The 21,305-nt window shown below is 70.9% G+C and carries 13 protein-coding genes; 7 read left to right on the top strand and 6 right to left on the bottom strand.

The window, feature by feature from the left end; all coding sequences use genetic code 11:
* Positions 1-62 precede the first annotated feature (62 nt).
* Both J8G10_RS16390 and J8G10_RS16385 read left to right on the top strand, forming a co-directional pair.
* Complete coding sequence (locus tag J8G10_RS16390; protein ID WP_251447373.1) at positions 63-2,753, top strand: aminotransferase class I/II-fold pyridoxal phosphate-dependent enzyme; 2,691 nt, start codon at positions 63-65, stop codon at positions 2,751-2,753.
* Positions 2,754-2,920: 167 nt separating this feature from the next.
* Entirely contained in the window at positions 2,921-4,984 is a 2,064-nt protein-coding gene (locus tag J8G10_RS16385; RefSeq protein ID WP_251447369.1) for an acyl-CoA dehydrogenase, read from the top strand.
* 156 nt (positions 4,985-5,140) lie between these two features.
* Here J8G10_RS16385 and J8G10_RS16380 read toward each other — a convergent pair whose 3' ends face one another.
* Both J8G10_RS16380 and J8G10_RS16375 read right to left on the bottom strand, forming a co-directional pair.
* Entirely contained in the window at positions 5,141-6,100 is a 960-nt protein-coding gene (locus tag J8G10_RS16380; RefSeq protein WP_251447366.1) for a nucleoside hydrolase, read from the bottom strand.
* Between the two features lie 58 nt (positions 6,101-6,158).
* Entirely contained in the window at positions 6,159-7,547 is a 1,389-nt protein-coding gene (locus J8G10_RS16375) for an MFS transporter (RefSeq protein ID WP_251447363.1), read from the bottom strand.
* 152 nt (positions 7,548-7,699) lie between these two features.
* On the opposite strand from J8G10_RS16375, the gene J8G10_RS16370 reads away from it, so the two are divergent.
* Genes J8G10_RS16370 through J8G10_RS16360 form a run of 3 tightly spaced genes read left to right on the top strand, consistent with a single transcriptional unit; the run spans position 7,700 to position 9,972 of the window.
* A complete protein-coding gene (locus tag J8G10_RS16370; protein ID WP_251447360.1) occupies positions 7,700-8,479 on the top strand; it encodes a GntR family transcriptional regulator in 780 nt (259 codons plus the stop codon).
* A gap of 40 nt (positions 8,480-8,519) precedes the next feature.
* Complete coding sequence (locus J8G10_RS16365; RefSeq protein WP_251447357.1) at positions 8,520-9,362, top strand: PfkB family carbohydrate kinase; 843 nt, start codon at positions 8,520-8,522, stop codon at positions 9,360-9,362.
* 46 nt (positions 9,363-9,408) lie between these two features.
* Positions 9,409-9,972 (top strand): DNA-3-methyladenine glycosylase I, encoded by a 564-nt coding sequence (locus J8G10_RS16360; protein ID WP_251447354.1) that lies wholly within the window; start codon positions 9,409-9,411, stop codon positions 9,970-9,972.
* 40 nt (positions 9,973-10,012) lie between these two features.
* Here the strand turns inward: J8G10_RS16360 and J8G10_RS16355 are convergent, their stop codons facing one another.
* From J8G10_RS16355 to J8G10_RS16340, 4 genes are all read right to left on the bottom strand, one after another.
* Positions 10,013-10,306: a hypothetical protein gene (locus J8G10_RS16355; protein WP_251447351.1), complete on the bottom strand. Its 294-nt coding sequence runs from the start codon at positions 10,304-10,306 to the stop codon at positions 10,013-10,015.
* Between the two features lie 2 nt (positions 10,307-10,308).
* Complete coding sequence (locus J8G10_RS16350; RefSeq protein WP_251447348.1) at positions 10,309-11,766, bottom strand: TFIIB-type zinc ribbon-containing protein; 1,458 nt, start codon at positions 11,764-11,766, stop codon at positions 10,309-10,311.
* 9 nt (positions 11,767-11,775) lie between these two features.
* Positions 11,776-13,011, bottom strand: coding sequence for an SPFH domain-containing protein (locus tag J8G10_RS16345; protein ID WP_251447345.1), 1,236 nt, complete (start codon positions 13,009-13,011; stop codon positions 11,776-11,778).
* Between the two features lie 140 nt (positions 13,012-13,151).
* On the bottom strand, positions 13,152-13,670 hold the full coding sequence (locus tag J8G10_RS16340) for a hypothetical protein (protein WP_251447342.1): 519 nt from the start codon (positions 13,668-13,670) through the stop codon (positions 13,152-13,154).
* A gap of 448 nt (positions 13,671-14,118) precedes the next feature.
* Between J8G10_RS16340 and J8G10_RS16335 the strand changes: the two genes are divergently transcribed.
* Together J8G10_RS16335 and J8G10_RS16330 are read left to right on the top strand one after the other, a co-directional pair.
* Positions 14,119-20,220, top strand: coding sequence for an Ig-like domain-containing protein (locus tag J8G10_RS16335; protein WP_251447339.1), 6,102 nt, complete (start codon positions 14,119-14,121; stop codon positions 20,218-20,220).
* A gap of 61 nt (positions 20,221-20,281) precedes the next feature.
* On the top strand, positions 20,282-21,250 hold the full coding sequence (locus J8G10_RS16330) for a MoxR family ATPase (RefSeq protein WP_251447336.1): 969 nt from the start codon (positions 20,282-20,284) through the stop codon (positions 21,248-21,250).
* Positions 21,251-21,305 lie beyond the last annotated feature (55 nt).

Genomic DNA, 21,305 nt, shown 5'->3' with positions numbered 1-21,305 from the left:
ATAGGGGTCCACCCCGAGCCCGATCGTCCGGCCCGGCGGTGCAGCACAAGGGGGTGCCGCCGATGATCCGCATCGCCGACAAGCAGCGGGAGCCCGGTCCGGGGATGCCGGTCAGCACGTGGCGGCTGCGTGCCGACGCCTGGGAGTTCCTGCGGTTCGCGGTGAAGCGCCTCGCCCTCGAGGGCGAAGCCCGCGACGCCGTCGCGAACGCCGAGGAGATCCGGCGCAACCTGCGGGCGCTCGAGACGATCGAGCTGTACTGGGCGGGTTTCGGACAACGCTACGTGCGCCGCATCGGCGAGCTCATCGAGCAGGGCGACCCGGCGGGCGCCCTCGATCGCATCGGCCGGGTCGTGCACCGCCTGCGCCGCACCTCGGTGCCGGGTGCGACGGAGCCGACCGCCGACGAGATCGAGCTGGCCGAGCAGCAGGACGACCACGATCCGCGGACGCGGTTCGAGGTGCTGCTGATCGACGAGACCACCGAGGCCGACCGCGACGGAGCCCATGCCGAGATGCGGCGGCTGCGCAGCGACGCCGACGACTTCATCTACGACCTGGTGATCGTGCCCTCGGCCGACGACGCGATCGCGGCGCTGCTCACGAACCCCGGCATCCTCGCCTGCATCGTGCGGCCGGGGTTCAGCGACCGCACGCGCCAGCCGCTCAGCCCCGACCTGCACGCGACGGTCGACCTCGCCCACGCGCAGGCCGCGGCAGCCCCCGCCGCGGCGCGCAGCTCGATCCCGTCGGTGCAGCGGGTGCTCCGCCTCGCCGACACCCTGCACGCGCTCCGTCCCGAGGTGGATCTGTACCTCGTCGCGGGCGCCCACATCGAGGATCTGGCGGGCGCGCTCACGCACCGGTTCCGCCGCGTGTTCCGCCGCGAGGACCAGCTCGAGCTGCACCTGTCGCTGCTGCGCCGGGTCTCGCACCTCTACGACGCGCCGTTCTTCGCGGCCATCCAGAACCACGCCCGCCGCCCGGTCGGGGTCTTCCACGCGCTGCCGGTGGGCCGTGGCGGCTCGGTCGTCAGCTCGAAGTGGATCCGGGATCTCGCCGACTTCTACGGCATGAACCTCCTGCTGGCCGAGACCTCGGCGACCTCGGGCGGGCTCGACTCGCTGCTCGCGCCGACCGGGGCCATCAAGAAGGCGCAGGATCTGGCCGCGCGCGCGTTCGGCGCGCAGCGCACCTTCCTCGTCACGAACGGCACCTCGACGGCGAACAAGATCGTCCATCAGGCCCTCGTCGAGCCGGACGACGTGGTGCTCGTGGACCGCAACTGCCACAAGTCGCACCACCACGCGCTCATGCTCACCGGCGGCAGGACGGCCTACCTCGAGGCCTACCCGCTGAACGACTTCGCCTTCTACGGGGCCGTGCCGATCGACCGGATCAAGCAGGTCCTGCTCGACTACCGCGCCGCGGGGCGGCTGCACGAGGTGCACCTGATCACGCTGACCAACTGCACGTTCGACGGCATCGTCTACGACCCGGCCCGGGTGATGGCCGAGTGCCTCGCGATCAAGCCCGACCTGGTGTTCCTCTGGGACGAGGCGTGGTTCGCGTTCGCCGCCTTCCATCCGATCACCCGCCAGCGCACCGCGATGGCGGCGGCGAAGCGCCTCGAGGAGACGCTGCGCTCCGCCGGGCACGCGGCCGCGTATCGGGCGCAGCGGGAGCGTCTGATCGATCCGGCGACGGGGGACCCCCGCGACGACGACGCGTGGAGGAGCGAGCAGCTGATCCCGCCGCCGGACGCGCGCATCCGGGTGTACGCCACGCAGTCGACGCACAAGACCCTCACCGCGCTGCGGCAGGGATCCATGATCCACGTCTACGACCAGGACTGGGCGCTGGAGGCCGAGTATGCCTTCCACGAGGCGTTCATGACGCACACCTCGACATCGCCGAACTACCAGATCCTGGCCTCGCTCGATCTGGGCCGGCGTCAGGTCGAGCTCGAAGGGTACGAGCTCGTGCAGCGCCAGCTCGACCTGGCGACCAGCCTCGCCCAGTCGGTGGCGCGGCATCCGCTGCTGCGGCGCACCTTCCGGGTGCTCACCGCGCGCGACCTCATCCCGCAGCAGTACCGGCAGACGCGGCGGCCGATGCCGCTGCGCGACGGGTTCTCCGAGATGTGGCGCGCGTGGACGCAGGACGAGTTCGTCATCGATCCGAGCCGGGTCACGATCGAGATCACCGGCACGGGCGTCGACGGCGACACCTTCAAGCACACGCACCTGATGGACCAGTACGGCATCCAGGTCAACAAGACCAGTCGCAACACGGTGCTGTTCATGACGAACATCGGCACCTCGCGCAGCGCGATCGCCTACCTCGTCGAGGTGCTCGTCAAGCTGGCGCAGCGGTTCGAGCGCGAGCGCGCCTCGGGGGAGCGTCCGCCCCTCGAGGAGGGACCGGCCATGCCGCCGCTGCCCGACTTCAGTGCTTTCGCGCCGGCGTATGCGGCGGGATCCGGGCTCCCGGACGGCGATCTGCGGGCGGCGTTCTACGACGGGCAGCGCCGCGGCCTGATCGAGTACGCGACCCCGGAGGCGCTGCGCGAGCGGGTGGCGCACGGCGAGCGCCCCGTCTCGGCGGGATTCGTGACGCCGTATCCGCCCGGGTTCCCCGTGCTCGTGCCCGGCCAGATCGTCACCGCCGAGGTGCTCGACTTCATGGCCGCGCTGGACACCCGGGAGATCCACGGCTTCGACCCGGTGCGGGGCTACCGCCTGATCCGCTGAGCCGCCGGGCCGCTCGGGGATCGCCCGCACCGCGATCCTGTGGGGAGCCGACAACCGCCCGGATCCTCGTCCGGCTGCTCCGTTGGGGGATCTCCACAGCGGCCTTCGCCTCACGTTGTGTCAGACCTACCATGAAGACATCCCCGAAACCTCACGAGAGGATCCTCATGGTCGACGCCGCCGTTCGGACGAACACCGCGAAAAGCACCCAGGACGACACCGCGACGCGCATCGACGTCGACGCGGTCGGAGACCTGCTGCTCGGCACCTGGGCCGATACCCGCCGTGAGGCCCGCGAGATGATCAAGGATCCGGCGTTCTGGCGCGACGACTCGCTCGGCAAGGACGAGCACCGCGAGCGCGTGCTGAGCCAGATGCACCTCCTCGTGCAGAACAAGGCCGTGCACCGCGCCTTCCCGAAGCGGCTCGGCGGCGAGGAGAACAACGGCGGCAACATCGCCGGGTTCGAGGAGCTCGTGTCCGCCGATCCGAGCCTGCAGATCAAGTCGGGCGTGCAGTGGGGACTGTTCGGATCCGCCGTGCTGCAGCTCGGCACTGCGGAGCACCACGACCGGTGGCTCCCCGGGATCATGAGCCTGGAGATCCCGGGCGCCTTCGCGATGACGGAGATCGGGCACGGCTCCGACGTCGCCTCGATCGGCACCACGGCGACGTACGACCCTGCGACCGAGGAGTTCGTGATCAACACGCCGTTCCGCGCGGCGACCAAGGAGTACCTCGGCAACGCGGCGCTGCACGGCGTCGCGGCGACCGTGTTCGCCCAGCTCATCACCGATGGCGTGAACCACGGCGTGCACTGCTTCTACGTGCCGCTGCGCGGCGAGGACGGCGTCGACCTCCCCGGCATCGGCCGTGAGGATGACGGGCTCAAGGGCGGCCTGAACGGCATCGACAACGGCCGGCTGAGCTTCGACCACGTGCGCGTGCCCCGTACCAACCTGCTCAACCGCTACGGCGACGTCGCGGCCGACGGCACCTACACGAGCGCGATCGACAGCCCCGGACGCCGCTTCTTCACGATGCTCGGCACCCTGGTGCAGGGCCGGGTCTCGCTCGACGGCGCCGCGTCCTGGGCCTCGGCCCTCGGCCTGTACATCGCGATCACCTATGCCACGCAGCGCCGCCAGTTCAACGGCGCGAGCGGCGAGGAGACCACGCTCCTCGACTACGGCAAGCACCAGCGCCGTCTGCTCCCGCGCCTGGCGACCACCTACGCGCAGCTGTTCGCGCACGACGAGTTCCTGCAGAAGTTCGACGGCGTGTTCTCCGGTCGCACCGACACCCCGGACGATCGCGAGGATCTGGAGACGCTCGCGGCGGCGCTCAAGCCGCTCTCGACCTGGCACGCGCTGGACACCCTTCAGGAGTGCCGCGAGGCCTGCGGCGGCGCCGGCTTCATGTTCGAGAACCGTTTCGTGGGCCTGCGGGCGGATCTCGACATCTACGTGACGTTCGAGGGCGACAACAACATCCTGCTCCAGCTGGTCGGCAAGCGGCTGCTCACCGACTACGCGCGTCAGTTCACGGGCGCCGACGCCAAGGCTCTCGCGAAGTTCGCGGTCGAGCAGACCGCGGGACGGGTGTTCCACGGTGCCGGGCTGCGCCAGTTCGGGCAGGCGGTCGCGGATCTCGGATCCACGGCGCGCTCGGTCGAGAACGGGCTGCGCGCCGAGCAGCAGCACGAGCTGCTGTCCGACCGGGTGCAGCAGATGGTCGCCGACATCGCGGGCCGGCTGCGCGCCGCGGGCAAGGACAAGGAGCTCGGCGAGAAGCTGTTCAACGAGAACCAGGCCGAGCTCATCGAGGCGGCCCGCGCGCACGGCGAGCTGCTGCAGTGGGAGGCGTTCACGGACGCGATCGGCCGCATCGAGGACGAGGACAGCAAGACCGTGCTCACCTGGCTGCGCGACCTGTTCGGCCTGCAGCTCATCGAGAAGCACCTCGCCTGGTACCTCATCAACGGGCGTCTGTCGACGCAGCGCGCGGCGTCGGTCTCGCGCTACATCGACCGGCTCTGCGCGCGTCTGCGTCCGCACGCCCTCGATCTCGTGAACGCGTTCGGCTACGAGCCCGAGCACGTGCGGGCCCCTCTCGCCTCGGGCGCGGAGCAGATCCGCCAGGACGAGGCCCGCGCGTACTACGCCGACCTCAAGGCCTCGGGCGAGGCCCCGGTCGACGAGAAGGCGCTGAAGAAGGCCCGCCAGCTGTAGCACGTGCCCGATGGCGTCGTGAGGCGAGCGACGGATCCGGATCCGCCTCCGGGGTCGTTGAGCGAGCGCAGCGAGACGAAACGCGGTGCCCCGTCGGAGCACCGCGTTTCGTCTCGGTCGCCTGCGGCGTCCTCGCTCAACGACCCCGTCGCGGACTCACTCCCCGGCGACGCGGGCGGTGAGGTGCTCGGCGAGCGGCAGATCGGTGGCGAGCACGACGCGCACGGTCGCGCCGTCGTGGTCGACTGCGCCGAGACGCTGTCCGCGCAGGTCGAAAACCGTCTGCCCGCGGCCGGGGCCGGAGGTGGTGTCGACCAGGGCGGGCACCGCGGGGGCGACCGTCGGCACCACCGTGCCGACGGCGATCGCCGCGGCGAGCGGGTCGTGCAGGGCGCTGCACCGGCGTCCGTAGGCGGGACGGTAGAAGTCCATGTAGAAGTCGAGCATCCCGGCGACCGAGCGCGCGACGGCGGATCCGGAAGCCGCGAGGCGGTCGCGGTGCGACTCCTCGAACACGTTCTCCATCGTCACGTCCAGCGGCACGACCACGACGGGCCATCCCGCGGCGAAGACCGCGGCCGCGGCCTCGGGGTCGTTGCCGATGTTCGCCTCGGCGAGCGCGGTGATGTTGCCCGGCACGAGCGCGGCCCCGCCCATGAGGGTCACCCGGGAGATCCGGGAGGGGAGCGTCGGATCCTGCGCGAGCGCGGCGGCGAGGTTCGTGAGCGGCCCGACCGCGAGCACCTGCAGCGATCCGGGGTGCTCGTGGGAGAGGCGGATCAGCAGATCGGCCGCGGTGCCCTCCGCGACCGCGCGCGCGGGCTCGGGGAGGGCGACGCCGCCGACGCCGTCGTCGCCGTGCACGTGCGGCGCACCGCCGTCGTACCCGTGGCTGAGGAAGTCGTGCGCGCCGATCGCGACGGGGACGTCGTCGCGATCGGCGAGGGCGAGCAGGCCCAGGGTGTTGCGCGCGGCCTGAGCCGCGGTGGTGTTGCCGCTGACCGTGCCGATCCCGGTGAGGACGATCTCGGGCGAGGCCAGCAGGTAGGCGAGCGCGAGCGAGTCGTCGATGCCGGTGTCGCAGTCGAAGTACAGCGCGGTGGGGGTTTCGGTCATCGGATCCTCCTCGGGATGCGGACGGGTCGGGGGCTCGGGGCGGCGTCGGGCGCGCGGGTCAGTCGGTCTTGGGCAGCAGGAACAGGCTCGCGACGAGGGCGAGCACGCTGATCCCCACGGAGATCCACAGTGCCACCCCGAAGCCGCCCGACACGACGAACGGTGCGACGACGGCGATGCCGAGGCTCGCGCCGAAGCCGAACGCGGTGCCGTTCATGCTGGGCAGGACCGCGGGGGCCTCGTTCGGCGACTGCAGCACGCCCAGTCCGTTGGTCGTCGTGAGCACGACGCCGTTGTAGGTGACGCCGAGCAAGGCGAACATCGCGAAGACGGTCCAGGGGCTGAACGGGAACAGCGCGATCACGATGAGCGCGGCGATCGAGAGCGCGAGGCCGATCCGCAGCATCGGGATCCAGCCCACCCGGCCGGCGAGCCAGCCCGACAGCGGGGCGGCGGCGAGGCCGATGAGCGCGGGCGGGGTCAGGTACAGCAGTGCGGACGTCGAGGCGTTCAGGCCGTAGCCGACCGCCTGGTTCTGGCTGAGGATCACGATGGTGAAGTTGATCACCGCGAACACGCTCGACAGGGTCAGCACCGTCACGACGAGCACCGGCCAGACCTGACGCGAGCGCAGGTGCTGCACGGCGACGAGAGGGGTGCGGCGGCGCTTCTCGATCATCACGAAGGCGCCGAAGGACACGGCGGTCCCCGCGAGGAGCAGCAGCGCGAGCGGCGAGAGCCAGCCCTGGCCCGACCCGGTCGACACGAAGTAGGTGACGCAGATGAGGCCGATCGACAGTGCGGCCGCGCCCCACCAGTCCATGCGCCCGGACGAGGACGGCTCGCCGTCCCGAGGCACGGCGAACAGGACGGCGACGATGGCGACCACCGCCACGACGAGGATCACGACGAACAGCGAGCGGAAGCCGTAGGCGTCGGCGAGCAGGCCGCCGATCCAGCCGTCGACACCGCCGACGCCGCCGTTGATCGCGGTGAGCACGCCGAGCACGGTCGGGAAGACCGCGGCGGGCAGGGTCTCGGCGAGGATCACGTAGGAGATCTGGAACGCGGCGCTCGAGGCGCCCTGCAGCACCCGGCCGACGAGCAGCACGGGGAGGTTCGGGGCGACGAGGCACAGCACCGTGCCGAGCGCGATGAGGGCGAGCACGATGAGCAGCGCGCGCTTGCGGCCGATGAAGTCGCTCCAGCGGGCGAGCACGATGCCGCCGACCGCCCCGGCGAGGAAGAAGAGCGACGACACCTGGGAGACCGCGTCCATGGGGGCGCCGAGCTGCTTCGAGATGTCGGGCAGCGCGGGGCTGATCATGCTCGAGTTCAGCTGGAAGGCGACGACCGTGAGGATCAGGGTCGCCACGAGCAGGACGGAGCGGCCGCCGCGGAGAGGCTCGGGCCGGTCGAGCGCGGCAGGGGCGGGGGAGAGCTGCACAGTGACTCCTTCGTCAGAGAGGGGCATCGCCACCTCGGGTTATATGATGTTATACCTCTGAGGTAGAACATCTGCAAAGTGTGATCCCATGCTTGAATGAACGGCGAGCGCGGCCCGACGACGGGCCGGCTGTGCGCGGTGGAGGAGATCCGATGACGGACGTGGAGCAGTTCCTGGGCAGGCCGCTGACCGCGCCCGTCGGCCAGCCGCTCCGCGTCGCGGTGTACTCCCGTCTCGCCGACGGGATCCGCTCGGGCGTCTTCGCCCTGGGATCCGCGCTGCCGAGGGAGACCGAGCTCGGCGTCGCGCTCGGGGTCTCCCGCACCGTCGTCCGCGAAGCGCTCATGCTGCTGGAGGAGGACGGACTGATCCGGACCCGCCGCGGGATCGGCCGCTTCGTCGCCGAGGACCTCCCTCTCGTCGGGCTCGAGGAGCTGCGCCCCCTCGAGGCCGCGCTCGCCGAGGGCGGCGACGACGTCGTCGTGCGCCAGACCGAGTTCGTCGTGCAGCCGACCACCGACTACGTCTCGAGCCACCTGGGCCTCGATGAGGCGGCGAACACCTGGTTCCGGGAGAGCGTGGTCGAGCGGGGCGGCGAGCCGATCGCGATCCTGCAGGAGCACCTGCCCGCGGGGCGCTACCTCACCGACGCGAATCCGCAGATCGCCGCCGTGCTCGAGGAGGCGACCGGCGATCCGAGCAGCCTGATGACGGCGCTCTCCGCCCGTGGCGCCGTGTTCGGCGCGGGGGTGTGCGAGATCACCGCGAACGTCGTCGGCCGCACCCGCGGCGCCCTGCTCGGACTCGCACCGGACTCGCCGGTGCTCATCCTCACGCAGACCGCCTCGTCGGGCGGAGCCCCCGTGTATCTCGCCAAGTGCATCGTCTCCGCGAAGGCGGGCGTCCTCTCGGTCGTGCAGACCGCGCAGTGACCCGCCCGCCCGCCCTCGCCCCGTCTGAACTGGAGTCCCCATGACCGCGCCCCTCGCCCTCGCCGTCGTCGGCAGCATCAACGTCGACCTGACCGCGCGCGCCGCGCGTCTGCCCGGACCGGGCGAGACCGTCGGCGGCGGACGGCTGTCGCGGGAAGCCGGCGGCAAGGGCGCCAACCAGGCCGCAGCCGCCGCGCGTCTCGGCGCCGCCGTGCGGATGGTGGGCGCAGTCGGACCCGATCAGGACGGATCCTGGATGCTCGACGAGCTGGCGACCGCCGGCGTCGACACGGGGGCGGTGCGGCGCGGCACGGAGCCCACCGGAGTGGCGCTCATCGTCGTGGACGCGGCGGGGGAGAACCAGATCGCGGTGTGCGAGGGCGCCAACGGCGAGGTGGGCCTGGACGGCGTCGTCTTCGGATCCGACGAGGCGGTGCTCGCGCAGCTGGAGATCTCGATGGAGGTGATCTCCGCGCTCGCCGCGGCCGCACCGGGCTACTTCGCGGTCAATGCGGCGCCGGCGCTCGACCTGCCCGCCGCGGTGGTCGAGCGGGCGGACCTCATCATCGTCAACGAGACCGAGTACGCCCTGCTGCCCGCGCTGCGCACCGCGCGACGCGTCGCCGTCACCTACGGCGGCGACGGCGCGAAGCTCTTCGAGCACGGGGAGCTCGTCGCGCAGGCGCCCGCGGTGAAGACGAGCGTGGTGAACAGCGTCGGCGCGGGTGACGCGTTCTGCGCCGCACTGACGATCGCGCTCGCCTCGGGTGTCGACGCGCAGCGCGCGCTCTCGGGCGCCTGCGCCGTGGGCGCGGCGGCGGTGGCCGACCCGCGCTCGCAGCCGCGTCTCGCCCGGCTGGAGCAGTACCTGCCGGCCAGATGACCGCACCCCCGCCGGGATGTCGGGGCCCTCGCCTAGCCTGGTCGTCATGACGATCCCCGCCGACGACCGCGTGCGCTGCCCCTGGACCGGAGAGGATCCGGAGTACCGCCGCTATCACGACGAGGAGTGGGGCACGCCCCTGCACGGCGATCGCGCGCTGTTCGAGAAGATGTCGCTCGAGGGGTTTCAGGCGGGGCTCAGCTGGATCACGATCCTGCGCAAGCGCCCGCGGTTCCGCGAGGTGTTCGCGGGGTTCGATCCCGCGGTGGTCGCGGAGTTCGGCGAGGACGACATCGCGCGTCTGATGGCCGATGCCGGGATCATCCGCAACCGCGCGAAGATCGAGGCGACGATCGGCAACGCCCGGCTCGTGCGCGAGATGGCCGACGGAGAGCTCGACGAGCTCATGTGGTCGTTCGCCCCCGCCGCCGCCGAGGTCCGCCCGCGCTCGATGACGGACGTCCCGGCGGTGACGCCGGAGTCGCTGGCGATGAGCAAGGCGCTGCGCAAGCGCGGGTTCCGCTTCGTCGGTCCCACCACGATGTATGCGCTCATGCAGTCCGCGGGCATGGTCGACGACCACCTCGTCGGCTGCTGGCGCGCCGCCTGAGACCCGAGGGCCCTGCGCCGCGCCTCGGACGGCGTCTGCCTCAGCCGCGCACCTCGCGCTCGTTCGCACCCGCCATGCGGGCCTCGCGGGCGCCGGTCACGCTGCGCACCGGCTGGTCGTAGCCCTGCGGGTTCGCCACCTCCGAGGCCGTCTCGGTCTCGTGGTGGTGCCGCTTGTCGGTGTTCCGGTAGCGCTGGTACTGGAACAGGAAGAACGCGGGGCCGGTGAGCAGGAACAGCAGCGGAACCCAGCTCCCGTCGCTCGAGGAGCCCGACGAGGCGTGCACGATCATCGTGGGCAGCGCCCCGGAGAACAGCAGGCCGGAGAGGTCCATCGTCACCTCCAGAAGATGAAGCCGGTCAGGACGGTGCCGATGATCCCGAACACCTCGGCGATGCCGGAGAAGATCCACAACCGGGTCGTGTTGATCGGCACCGAGCCCATCGTCTCGCCCGTGCGCCCGTTGACGGCGATGTAGTGCAGCAGCTGGCGGCCGTTGCCCTTCGTCTCCAGATAGCTGTACAGCCAGACCGGCAGATACGCCGAGATCCAGCGGTCGCCGACGACGTGGATGTCCTGCTGCTCCCAGCGCACCCCGCGGTCGTAGAAGCCGACGGTCTCCGCGGCCCGGAACCGGCCGATGTCCTCCGCCTGCTCCTGCGCGGGGGCGAACAGCGTGGTGAGGTCGAGGTCGCGGCGCTGCGAGGTGAAGCCGGAGAGGTAGTTGGCGTCGTAGCGCACCGCGTTCTTGGTGTCGAACGGCATGATCGCGTTGATGATGTTGTTCGTGTTGCGGCTCGCCTCGAAGTCCCGCTTGTCGGCGGCGGACTCGATCGTCAGGTCGTCGACGTAGAGCGAGAACGTGCGGCCCACCTGGTACACGTCGTAGTCGTAGCGGGTCTCGCGGTCGTCGCCCTGACCGACCGTGTACTTGCGCGTCGTGTGCTCGCCGGTGCCGGCGAACTGCACGTTCGCGTTGAAGTCGACGACGAGGTAGGGCAGGTACACGCCCATCACGTTCTCGGGGGCGAACTGGGCCGTGAACCGGCGGTTCGCGAAGAACCGCCGCTTCTTCACGAACTCCGCGATGCGCGCGACAGCCTCGTCCTTGGGCAGCGAGAACGGGAGCACCACGTCGGGCACCGCGCCGTTGTCGATCTGCTGATTCACCGAGAGCGTGTTGCGGCACCAGTGGCATCGCGCCTGCATCGCGTGCGCGGTGTCGATCGCGATCTCGGCGCCGCAGGCCTGGCACTTGAACGTGACGACCTCGTCCACTCCCGGAACGATGGATCCGGATCCGGATCCGATGTGCCGGCCGCGCAGCTCGCTGATCGGGGTGTCCAGTCCGAACGCGGCGACCGCGTTCTCCTGCGCCCAGCGATGCCGGCAGAAGCGGCAGAACAGCATGCCGGAGGCGATGTCGAAGCCGATGTCGGTGGATCCGCACTTGGGGCACTTGTCGAGCCCGTCGCCCTTGTCGGATCCGGTGCGGATCACCTGGGGCCCGTCGTGCTCGTCGTAGGTGATCTGCGGAGCCTCGCCGGGGGCATACCCTGCGTTCGCCTCCTGCTCGCGCACGTTCTTCACGTCGTCCCAGGTGGCGTCCTTCATCGCGTCGGCCGGCGTCTCCTCGGTCGCCTGCTCGCGGGGGATGACCCCGTCCGGGGGCGCGTACGCCGAGGGGCCCGCGCCCTCGGGGAGGGGAGCGGCAGGCGGAGGCGGTGGGGGTGGCGGAGGCGGCGGGGGCGGCGTCCCGGGGGCGGATCCACCCGGGCGAGACGGGTCGGACATCGGGGGAGGCTACAGTCCGAGGGCCTTGGCCTTGGCGGCGTCGTAGTCCGCCTGGGTGATGAGCCCCTGATCCAGCATCGCCTTGTACTGGGTGAGCTTGGCGAGCGGGTCATCGGCGGTGGGCGCCGCAGCCGCGGGCGCGGCTTCGGGCGCAGGGGCCTGCGCGGCCGGGGGCTGCGGCGTGGGGACCTGCTGGTAGGCCGGGGTGACGCCCTGCTGCTGGAGCCCTCCCATCGCGCCGCCCGCGGCGTTCAGGCCCATGCCCATCATCGCGATGTTGGTCGCGCCGCCGCCGCTCTCGCCGGCGGCCTGCATGCCCCGGGCCACCGACTGCTGCAGGAAGGAGTTGCCGCGGGCGCCGCCCAGGGCGTCGGCCTTCTGCACGTCGGCGAGCAGGGCGCGCGTGGTCTCGTCGTATTCGATGGCCTGCAGCGCGACGCTCACGATCGTGATCCCGCGGGCGCTCGTCCAGCGGTAGCCGTTCTCCACCGCGGCGGACAGCGACTGAGCGAAGCCCATCGAGTCGGCCTGGATCTTCGCCATCCGATTGCCCTTGGCGGGATCGTTCGTGTACAGCGAGAACGCCGGGGCGAGCGAGGAGACGACCTCGTTGAACAGCTGCGTCGCCGCGTCGTTGTCCATGTCGGTGAAGTCGAACACGCCGCCGCCGGGCTGCAGGTAGGTGAGCGGCACGAACTGCGACGCGAACAGGATCGGATCCACGATGCGCATCGTGTAGGTGCCGCGCGTGATCGCGCCGACCTGGGTGCCCAGGTAGGCGTCGTCCCAGTAGATCTCCGACTGCGTGCCGAAGCGGTTGTTGGGGAGCTCCCGCAGGTTCACGTAGAACACCAGCTGTTGGCTGCCCGGCTGCCCGCCGAACTTGAACCGCTCCCACGACTGGGTGATGAGCGGGCTCACGAACCCGTCTCCGGCGAAGATCGACTTCGAGTTCGGGTCGGAGCTTTGCCACTCGTAGCCGCCGGGCTGCGCGATGAAACCGGTGATGTGGCCGTCCTGGAAGGTGAGCACCCCGGTGCCCTCGGGGACGATGATCTTGGATCCGTTCGTGATGATGTTCTCGGATCCGCGCACGTTCGACCCGCGCCCGGCGTTCTGGCCCTGGGCGACGGCGGGGAAGATCGCGGCCGTCGGCGCGAGCCCCTGCGGCGGAACCAGGAAGTCCTTCCACTGGTCGGCGAGCGTGCCGCCGAGTGCACCGACGAATGCCTGGATGAATCCCATGATCGCGTCCCCTGACGTCGGGACGCCCCTGGCGGGGCGTCTGGGTCCGGCAGGAGGCCGGCGCCCCCTATCCACGCTCTTCCTACCACAGCGGCGTTCCGAGGGGGAGAGCGAACTGTCGGCCCGTGCGGCGGGAGGGGTCAGGCGGTCTCCGGCTTGCGGAACGCCTGACGCATGTGATCGCTGGTGAGGAAGTCGGCGACGCCGATCATGATGAGACTGAAGACGATCTGCTCGGTCACCATCCAGGCGGGATACAGCCCGGGGATGGCCGCCATCACGAGCGTGATGACGGGGAAGATCTGGGCGAACAGGCGCAGTCGCTGGTACGCCCAGCGCCAGCCCAGGGCGGCGCGCCACGCGAAGTAGAAGAGGGTGACGGTCATCGCGAGCACGATGAGCGCGCGCATCCACACCGCGAACGGCACCGCGGCGATGCTCCCCGCCTGCACCGCGATCACGACGGCCACGACGACCGCAGCGATCCCGATCACGAGCTCGACGGCGAGCAGCCAGAACACCCAGCGGAAAGCGCGGACGGTGCGGTGATGATCGCGATCGGCTTCGGCGATCTTCTCGTGGGCGTTGCGGCCGCCGGCGATGCGGTCCACGCGCAGCAGCAGCGGCTCCACGCGCCGCAGCACAGGGTCGAGGAACATGCTCCGAGCGTACGGCTCCGCCCTATGCCGAGCGCGCGGATCCTGGCCCGCCGGCGGGAAATCGATCGAAGGGTGGAGGGGCGGATAGGGGCGCACGTCAGCGGTGTCGGCCGTTCCTTCGGGGTCGTAGCGAGGACGCCGGAGGCGACCGTCCCTTGGGATCGTTGAGCGAGGACGCCGGAGGCGACCGAGACGAAACGCGGTCCCTCATCAGTGACGGCGTTTCGTTTCGTCTCGCTCCTCGCTGCGCTCGGTGCTCGCTCAACGACCCCGGGAGAACGGATCTGCGATTGCGGCGCACGTGCACCGCGAGCCGGAAAAGCGCGTCGGGCGTGGATCCGGATGGGGAGTTCTCCCCATCGCCGTTCCCAGGAAGCCGACATACACTCTTACAGTCCCCTGACAATTGCGCATGGGACAGCTGTGCTGCACGGTCGGGGGGAAATTCGTGGTGAAGTCGTTCGCGTGGTTGCGGATGCGACCGAAGACCCTCGCTTCTGCGGCCGGCGTGACCGCCGCGGCCCTCGCCGTCACCGGCATGGCGTTCGCCTATCAGGGCAACCCCACCGCCGAGGTCGACCTGCACGACGGCGGCGTGTGGCTCACCAAGACCTCGAGCCTGCTCGTCGGACACTTCAACAATCAGTCCCGGGTGCTCGACGGCGGACTGCGCACCGGCGGCGAGAACTACGACGTGCTCCAGTCGGGGGGCACCGTGCTGGTCGCCGACCGCTCCGCCTCGACCCTCACCGCCGTCTACCCGGCGCGCGTGGTGCTCAGCGACGCCGTGCTGGTGCCGGGCGGCGCCAAGTCGGCCCTCGGCGGCACGACCGTCGCCATCCTCGACCCCAAGGAGGGCAAGCTCTGGGTGCGCCAGGCCTCGTCGCTGAGCGGGTTCAAGGCCGCCGGAACGAAGCCCTCGGCGACCCTCGGGGCCGGTGCCGACATCGCGGTCGGCACGGACGGCACGGTCTACGGCGTCTCCGCCAAGGACCGCACCATCGTCACCGTGCACGTCGACGAGCAGGGGGATCCGCAGCCGCCGTCCACCGAGAAGATCGAGCTCGCCGACGACGCGAAGCCCACGATCACCGTCGTCGGCGACACCCCCGTGGTGCTCGATGCGGACGCCAAGACCGTCTTCGCCGGGGGACACCGCACGCAGCTCGACGGCGCGGAGGTGAAGAACCTCGATGCCGCGGTGCTGCAGCAGCCTTCGGCGGAGAACACCTCGGCGGTGCTGGCCACGGCCGACGCGCTGATCACCGTGCCCCTCGACGGCTCCGCGGCTTCGGCCCGGGACATCGGCGGCACCGGCGCCCCCGCGGCCCCCGTGTTCCTCAACGGGTGCACCTACGGCGCGTGGGGCGGATCCGCCAAGTTCCTCCGCGACTGCATCGGCTCCGCGGACGACCTCGCGACTTCGATCGAGGGCGCGGAGAGCAGCTCCACCCTGGTGTTCCGCGTCAACCGCGACGTGGTGGTGCTCAACGACACCGCGAGCGGGGCCGCCTGGATGGCCACCGACAACCTGCAGCGCGTCGACAACTGGCAGGACATCGTGCCGCCGGAGGGCAGCTCCGAGCAGCAGGACGAGACCACCGACGACCAGGTCGAGACCACCCTGCCCAAGCGCACGCCCGAGAACACGCCGCCGGTCGCGCACGACGACGAGTTCGGCGTCCGTCCGGGCCGCACCACGATGCTGCCCGTGCTCGACAACGACACCGACGCCGACGGGGACGTGCTGGTCGCCTCCCTCGCCCAGGAGCAGCCTCCGATCGGCGAGGTGCAGCCGATCAACAACGGCGGGGCGCTGCAGATCGCGGTGCCGGAGGACGCGACCGGATCCGCGTCGTTCCAGTATCAGGCCGATGACGGCCGGGGCGGCAAGGCCACCGCGAACGCGTCGATCAGCGTGCACGACTGGAGCGTGAACGCCGCCCCGAAGCAGCGGCGCACTCCCGGTCTGCTCGTCGAGGCCGGCGGGACCGTGACGTACAACGCCCTGCCCGACTGGATCGATCCGGACGGCGACGACGTGTACCTCAAGGATGTCGAGGCCGCGCCCGGCGACGAGGTCGACTACACGCCGGACGGGCAGCTCACCTACCGGGCCGTGGCGAGTCTGCCCGGCCGCAAGGAGATCCGGATCCAGGTCGCCGACGCGATGGGCGAGCTGACCAGCGGCACGATCCGACTCGACATCCGCCCTGCCGGCACCACGACCCCGAAGACGAACGCCGATCACTACGTCACCCGCGCGGGTGAGCAGGTCACGGCCGACCCCCTGCTGAACGACACGAGCTCGGGCAAGGAGCAGCTCCGCCTCACCCGCGTCGACGAGACGCCGGGCGCCGTGATCACCCCGAACTTCGCCGAGGGCACGTTCACGTTCCGCGCCGAGCTTCCCGGCACCTACTACATGCAGTACCTCGTCAGCGCCGGTCCCAATGCGGTGCCGGGGCTGGTCCGCGTGGACGTGCTCGACAAGACGGCCGAGGCGGCGCCGCCGACCGCGGTGCGCGACGTGGCGCTGCTGCCCAGCGGCGGCGACGTGCTCGTCGGGGTGCTGAACAACGACATCGACCCGGCCGGCGGGATCCTCGTCGTGCAGTCGGTCACCGTGCCCCCGCACAGCGGCGTGGGCGTGTCGGTGCTGAACCACGAGACCCTGCGGGTCACCGATCAGGGCAACCTCGACAAGGAGGTGCGGATCAGCTACCGCATCTCGAACGGATCCCAGACCGCGGACGGCGACGTCATCGTGATCCCGATCCCCGCGCCCGCCAAGCTCGACCCTCCGACCGCGAACGACGACACGGCCGTGGTGCGCGCGGGCGACGTGGTGACGATCCCGGTGCTCGCGAACGACAAGCACGCGCCCGGCACGACGCTGCACGTGGCGCCGAACCTCGTCGAGCCGCTCGTCGATCCGAAGTACGGCGAGGCGTTCGTGTCCCAGGACACCGTGCGCTTCCGCGCCGGCGACACCCCGCGCACGGTCTACGCGACCTATGAGGCGGTGGACTCCAACGGGCAGAAGGCCGCCGGGTACATCACGATCCAGATCCTGCCGGTCGACGAGAAGGCCAACACCGCGCCGCGCCCGCACGATCTCACCGTGCGGGCCCTGAGCGGCACCAGCGTGCGCATCCCTGTCCCGCTGGACGGGCTCGACGCCGAGGGCGACTCCGTGGAGCTCGTGGGCCTGGACTCCGCGCCGAAGCAGGGGCAGGTCACCGAGGTCGGCTCGAACTACCTCACCTACACGGCCTTCGACAAGACGAGCGGCATCGACACCTTCACCTACAAGGTGCGCGACCGCCTCGGCAAGGAGGCGACCGCCACGATCCGGGTCGGCATCGCCCCGGGCGCCAACATCAACCAGGCGCCCTACGCGGTCAAGGACTCGATCGTGATGCGGCCGGGCCGCACCGTCGCGGTCGCCGTGCTGACGAACGACTCGGATCCGGACGGCGACACGATCGGCCTGGTCAAGAACGGCATCGAGACCGCCGCGGGCGTGGACGGGCTCCAGGCCCGGGTGTCCGGCGACCGCGTGCTCATCACCGCGCCCGACCGCCCCGTGCAGACCTCGGTGCAGTACACCGTCGCCGACGCGCACGGCGCCACCGCCACGGCGCCGGTGCAGATCACGGTCGCCGAGGACGTCCCCCTCGTCGCACCGGTCGCCCGGGACGACCGCATCCAGGCATCCGACGTGAAGGGCGAGGCCCTGACGGTCGAGGTGCCGGTGCTGGACAACGACGAGGATCCGGACGGCACGATCGACGCGCTCAAGCTCAGCGTCGGCGACCCCACGGCGAAGGTGCTGCCGAACCGGAAGATCCAGGTCACCGTCACGGACCAGCGGCAGCTGGTGCAGTACTCCGTCACCGACCAGGACGAGCAGACCGCGTCCGCGTTCATCTTCGTCCCCGCCCTGTCCGAGCTCGCGCCGACCCTCCGCTCGACCAAGCCGGTCGAGGTCAAGAGCGGCGAGACCATCGAGCTCCCGCTGTCGAAGTACGTCGCCGTGGCGGGCGGCGGCGACGTGCGCATCACCGAGGCCGGCAAGGTCAGCGCCGTCAACGGCAACGGCGCGTCGCTGCTGAAGGACGAGCACACCCTCGTCTACACCTCCAAGCAGGGCTACTTCGGCGACGACGCGCTCACCTTCGAGGTGACCGACGGCACCGGACCCGACGATCCGAAGGGGCGCAAGTCCACCCTGAGCCTGCCGATCACCGTGCTCCCGCCGGACAACCAGCCGCCCGCGTTCACGAACGCGCAGGTGTCGGTCGCGCCCGGCGAGGACGCGCAGAAGGTCGACCTCGCGGCGCTCACGAAGGATCCGGATCCGGGCGATGCGAAGAAGATCAGCTACAAGATCACCGGACAGCCCGACCACGGCATCACGGCGAGCCTGGACGGCTCGACGCTGAGGGTGCAGGCCGACTCCCAGACGCCGAAGGGCTCCGGCTCGACCGTGCAGCTGAGCATCACCGACGGCACCACGGAGCCGGTCACCGGCACCGTCGCCGTGACGGTCGCCGCCTCCACGCGGCCGCTCGCCGTCGCCAACGAGGACACGGTGCCGCAGGCCGACCAGGGCAAGGCGGTCACGATCCCGGTGCTGCAGAACGACGTCAACCCGTTCCCGGACAAGCCGCTGAAGATCCGCTCCGTGAGCGTGCAGACCGGCGACGCCGACGGCGCGTCGGTGCAGGGCGACAAGGTCGTGATCACGCCCAGCAAGGCGTTCGTCGGCCAGATCGTGGCGACCTACCGGGTGCAGGACGCGACGAAGGATCCCGACCGCGAGGTGGACGGCCGCATCGTCGTCACGGTGCAGGGCGTTCCCGATGCGCCGGGCGCCCCGCAGGTGACGAGCGTGCAGGACCGCACGGTGGTGCTGAACTGGTCGCCGCCGTCGAACAACGGCGCCGAGATCACCGGCTACACCGTGCGCGCCACGAGCGGAGGCAGCTACTCCAAGCCGTGCACGTCGACCACGTGCACCCTGGACGGGCTGACGAACAACGTCGAGTACACGTTCGCGGTGACCGCCACGAACCGCGTGGGCGAGGGCAAGCCGTCGCCGACCTCGGCCGTGGCGCGCCCGGATGCGCGGCCGGACACCCCGAACCCGCCGACCCTGAAGTTCGGCGACAAGTCGCTGGACGTCTCGTGGACCACGCCGACGACCCCGGGATCCCCGGTGACCTCGTACAACCTCGAGATCTCCCCGGCGCCGCCGAGCGGCACCGCGACGAAGACCGGGGTGACCGGCACGTCGGTGAAGTGGGACGGCCTGGAGAACGGCGCGAACTACCAGGTGCGCGTGCAGGCGGTGAACCGCGCCCCCGAGCCCTCGAGCTGGTCGGGCTGGTCGGCGTCGGAGGTTCCGGCGGGTCCGCCGACGGCTCCCGGCACCCCGCAGGCGCAGAGCGCGCCGTCCGTGGGCAACCAGTCGCAGATGACCGTGAGCTGGACCCCGGCCGGCGCCAACGGCGACCCGATCTCCAGCTACGAGCTGCAGGTCATGCAGGGCGGATCCGTGGTGCGCACGATCACCGTCCCCGGCAGCTTGACGAGCCAGGCCGTGACGGTGGGCAACTCGACCGCCGACTACACGTTCCAGGTGCGCGGCAAGAACAAGTCGCCCTCGCCGGGCGCCTGGTCCGCGCCGTCCAGCCCGCGGCGCGCCTTCGGGCAGCCGGGGGCGACGACCCTCACCAAGGTGGTGGAGGGCGACAACAACATCGCCGTCGAGTACACGCTGGCGGACGCCAACGGGGCCAGCGGATCCGAGATCCACTACGAGTACTCGACCGGGGGCAACTGGAACCGTAACTGGGATGGGCGCAACATCCCGGCCACGAACAACAACAGCTACACGGTGTCGGTGCGCGCCTACTCGGTCGTCGGCGGGCAGGAGTCCCAGCCCGGTGACGCAGGCTCGAAGGGCAATGTCCGCCCGTACGGTCCGATCGGGAAGCCGGACGTCAGCGCGACCAACAACGGCCAGAGCATCACGCTCGCCTGGAACGCGCCGGCGCCGAACGGGCGCCCGGTCACCATGAAGGTGCGCATCGACGGCGGCGGATGGCAGTCGGTGGCGAACAACGGATCGACCGTGGTCGGCAACGGTTATGACCAGACGCACACGATCGACGCGCAGGCCTTCGTGAACGACGGCGGGGTCAGCCAGCAGTCCAGCGTGGTCTCCGCCTCGCGCAAGACCAACAGCCCGCCGCCGCCCCGCGTGTGGGTCACCCAGGGCGCCGCCGCCGGCAGCGGGTGCGTCAACGGATGCCGCCTGATGGTCGTGAACTGGCAGAACCTGAAGATCGGCAACTACACGGTGACCTGCCACTCCAGCGTGGACGGCCAGATCGGCGGCAACCACACCGTGAACTTCGACGGCTCCGGCAGCCAGCAGCTCTCCTGCTGGAAGGGCCGCGACGGCGTCGACGTCTGGGTCGACATCGTCGGCTGGGGCGGCGGAGTGGACACCGAGAAGAGCTTCTGGGCGAGACCGTAGCCGGGCGAGGACCGGCCCGCGCAGCACAGCAGACGAACGACGAGCAAGAGGAACCACAGACATGACGATGACCCCCGAGCAGGCGACCTGGTTCCAGGGCACCTTCAGCCGCCTGGCCGACAACGTCGACCGTGCCCTGCAGGGCAAGCGCGACGTGGTGAGCCTCGTGATCGCGTCGATGCTGGCCGAGGGGCACGTGCTCCTGGAGGACGCCCCCGGAACGGGCAAGACGAGCCTCGCGAAGGCGCTCGCCGCGACCGTGCAGGGCACCAGCAGCCGGATCCAGTTCACGCCCGACCTGCTGCCGTCGGACGTGACCGGCGTCACGATCTACGACCAGAACACCCACACGTTCGAGTTCCACCGCGGCCCGGTGTTCGCCTCGATCGTGCTCGCCGACGAGATCAACCGCGCCTCGCCCAAGACGCAGTCGGCCCTCCTCGAGGTGATGGAGGAGTCGCGGGTGACCGTCGACGGCGTCGCCCACGAGGCCGGCCGTCCGTTCCTCGTGATCGCGACGCAGAACCCCATCGAGCAGGCGGGCACCTACAAGCTGCCCGAGGCGCAGCTCGACCGCTTCCTCATCAAGACCTCGATCGGCTACCCCGACCTCGATGTCACGGCGTCGATCCTCGCGGGCGCCGCGGAGCGCAACCCGTCCGCGAAGCTCGCCCCGGTCATCACCACGAGCGCGGTCGCCGACATGGCCGACCTCGCCGCCGCCGTGCACGTCGAGCCCGCGGTGCTGCGCTACATCGCCGAGCTCGTCGAGGCGACCCGGGCCGACACCGCGATCCGCCTCGGCGTCTCGGTGCGCGGGGCGCTCGCCATGGTCCGCATCGCCAAGGTGTGGGCCGCCGCGCACGGTCGTCACTACGTGCTGCCCGACGACGTGAAGGCGCTCGCCCGGCCGGTGTGGCTGCACCGCCTGCTGCTCGACCCGGAGGCGGAGTTCGCCGGCACCACCGCCGAGACCGTCATCGCCCGCGTGGTCGAGAAGGTCGCCGCCCCCCAGGCGCGCGCCGCCTGATCCGGCGCCGGTCCGTCCCCGCACGGCGGTCCGCCACCCCGGCCCCTGCCCCGCA

The organism is Microbacterium sp. USTB-Y (assembly GCF_023703415.1).
GTDB lineage: Bacteria > Actinomycetota > Actinomycetes > Actinomycetales > Microbacteriaceae > Microbacterium.
Note: the sequence above shows the minus strand (reverse complement) of the source record. Positions and strands in the feature narration are given on the sequence as shown.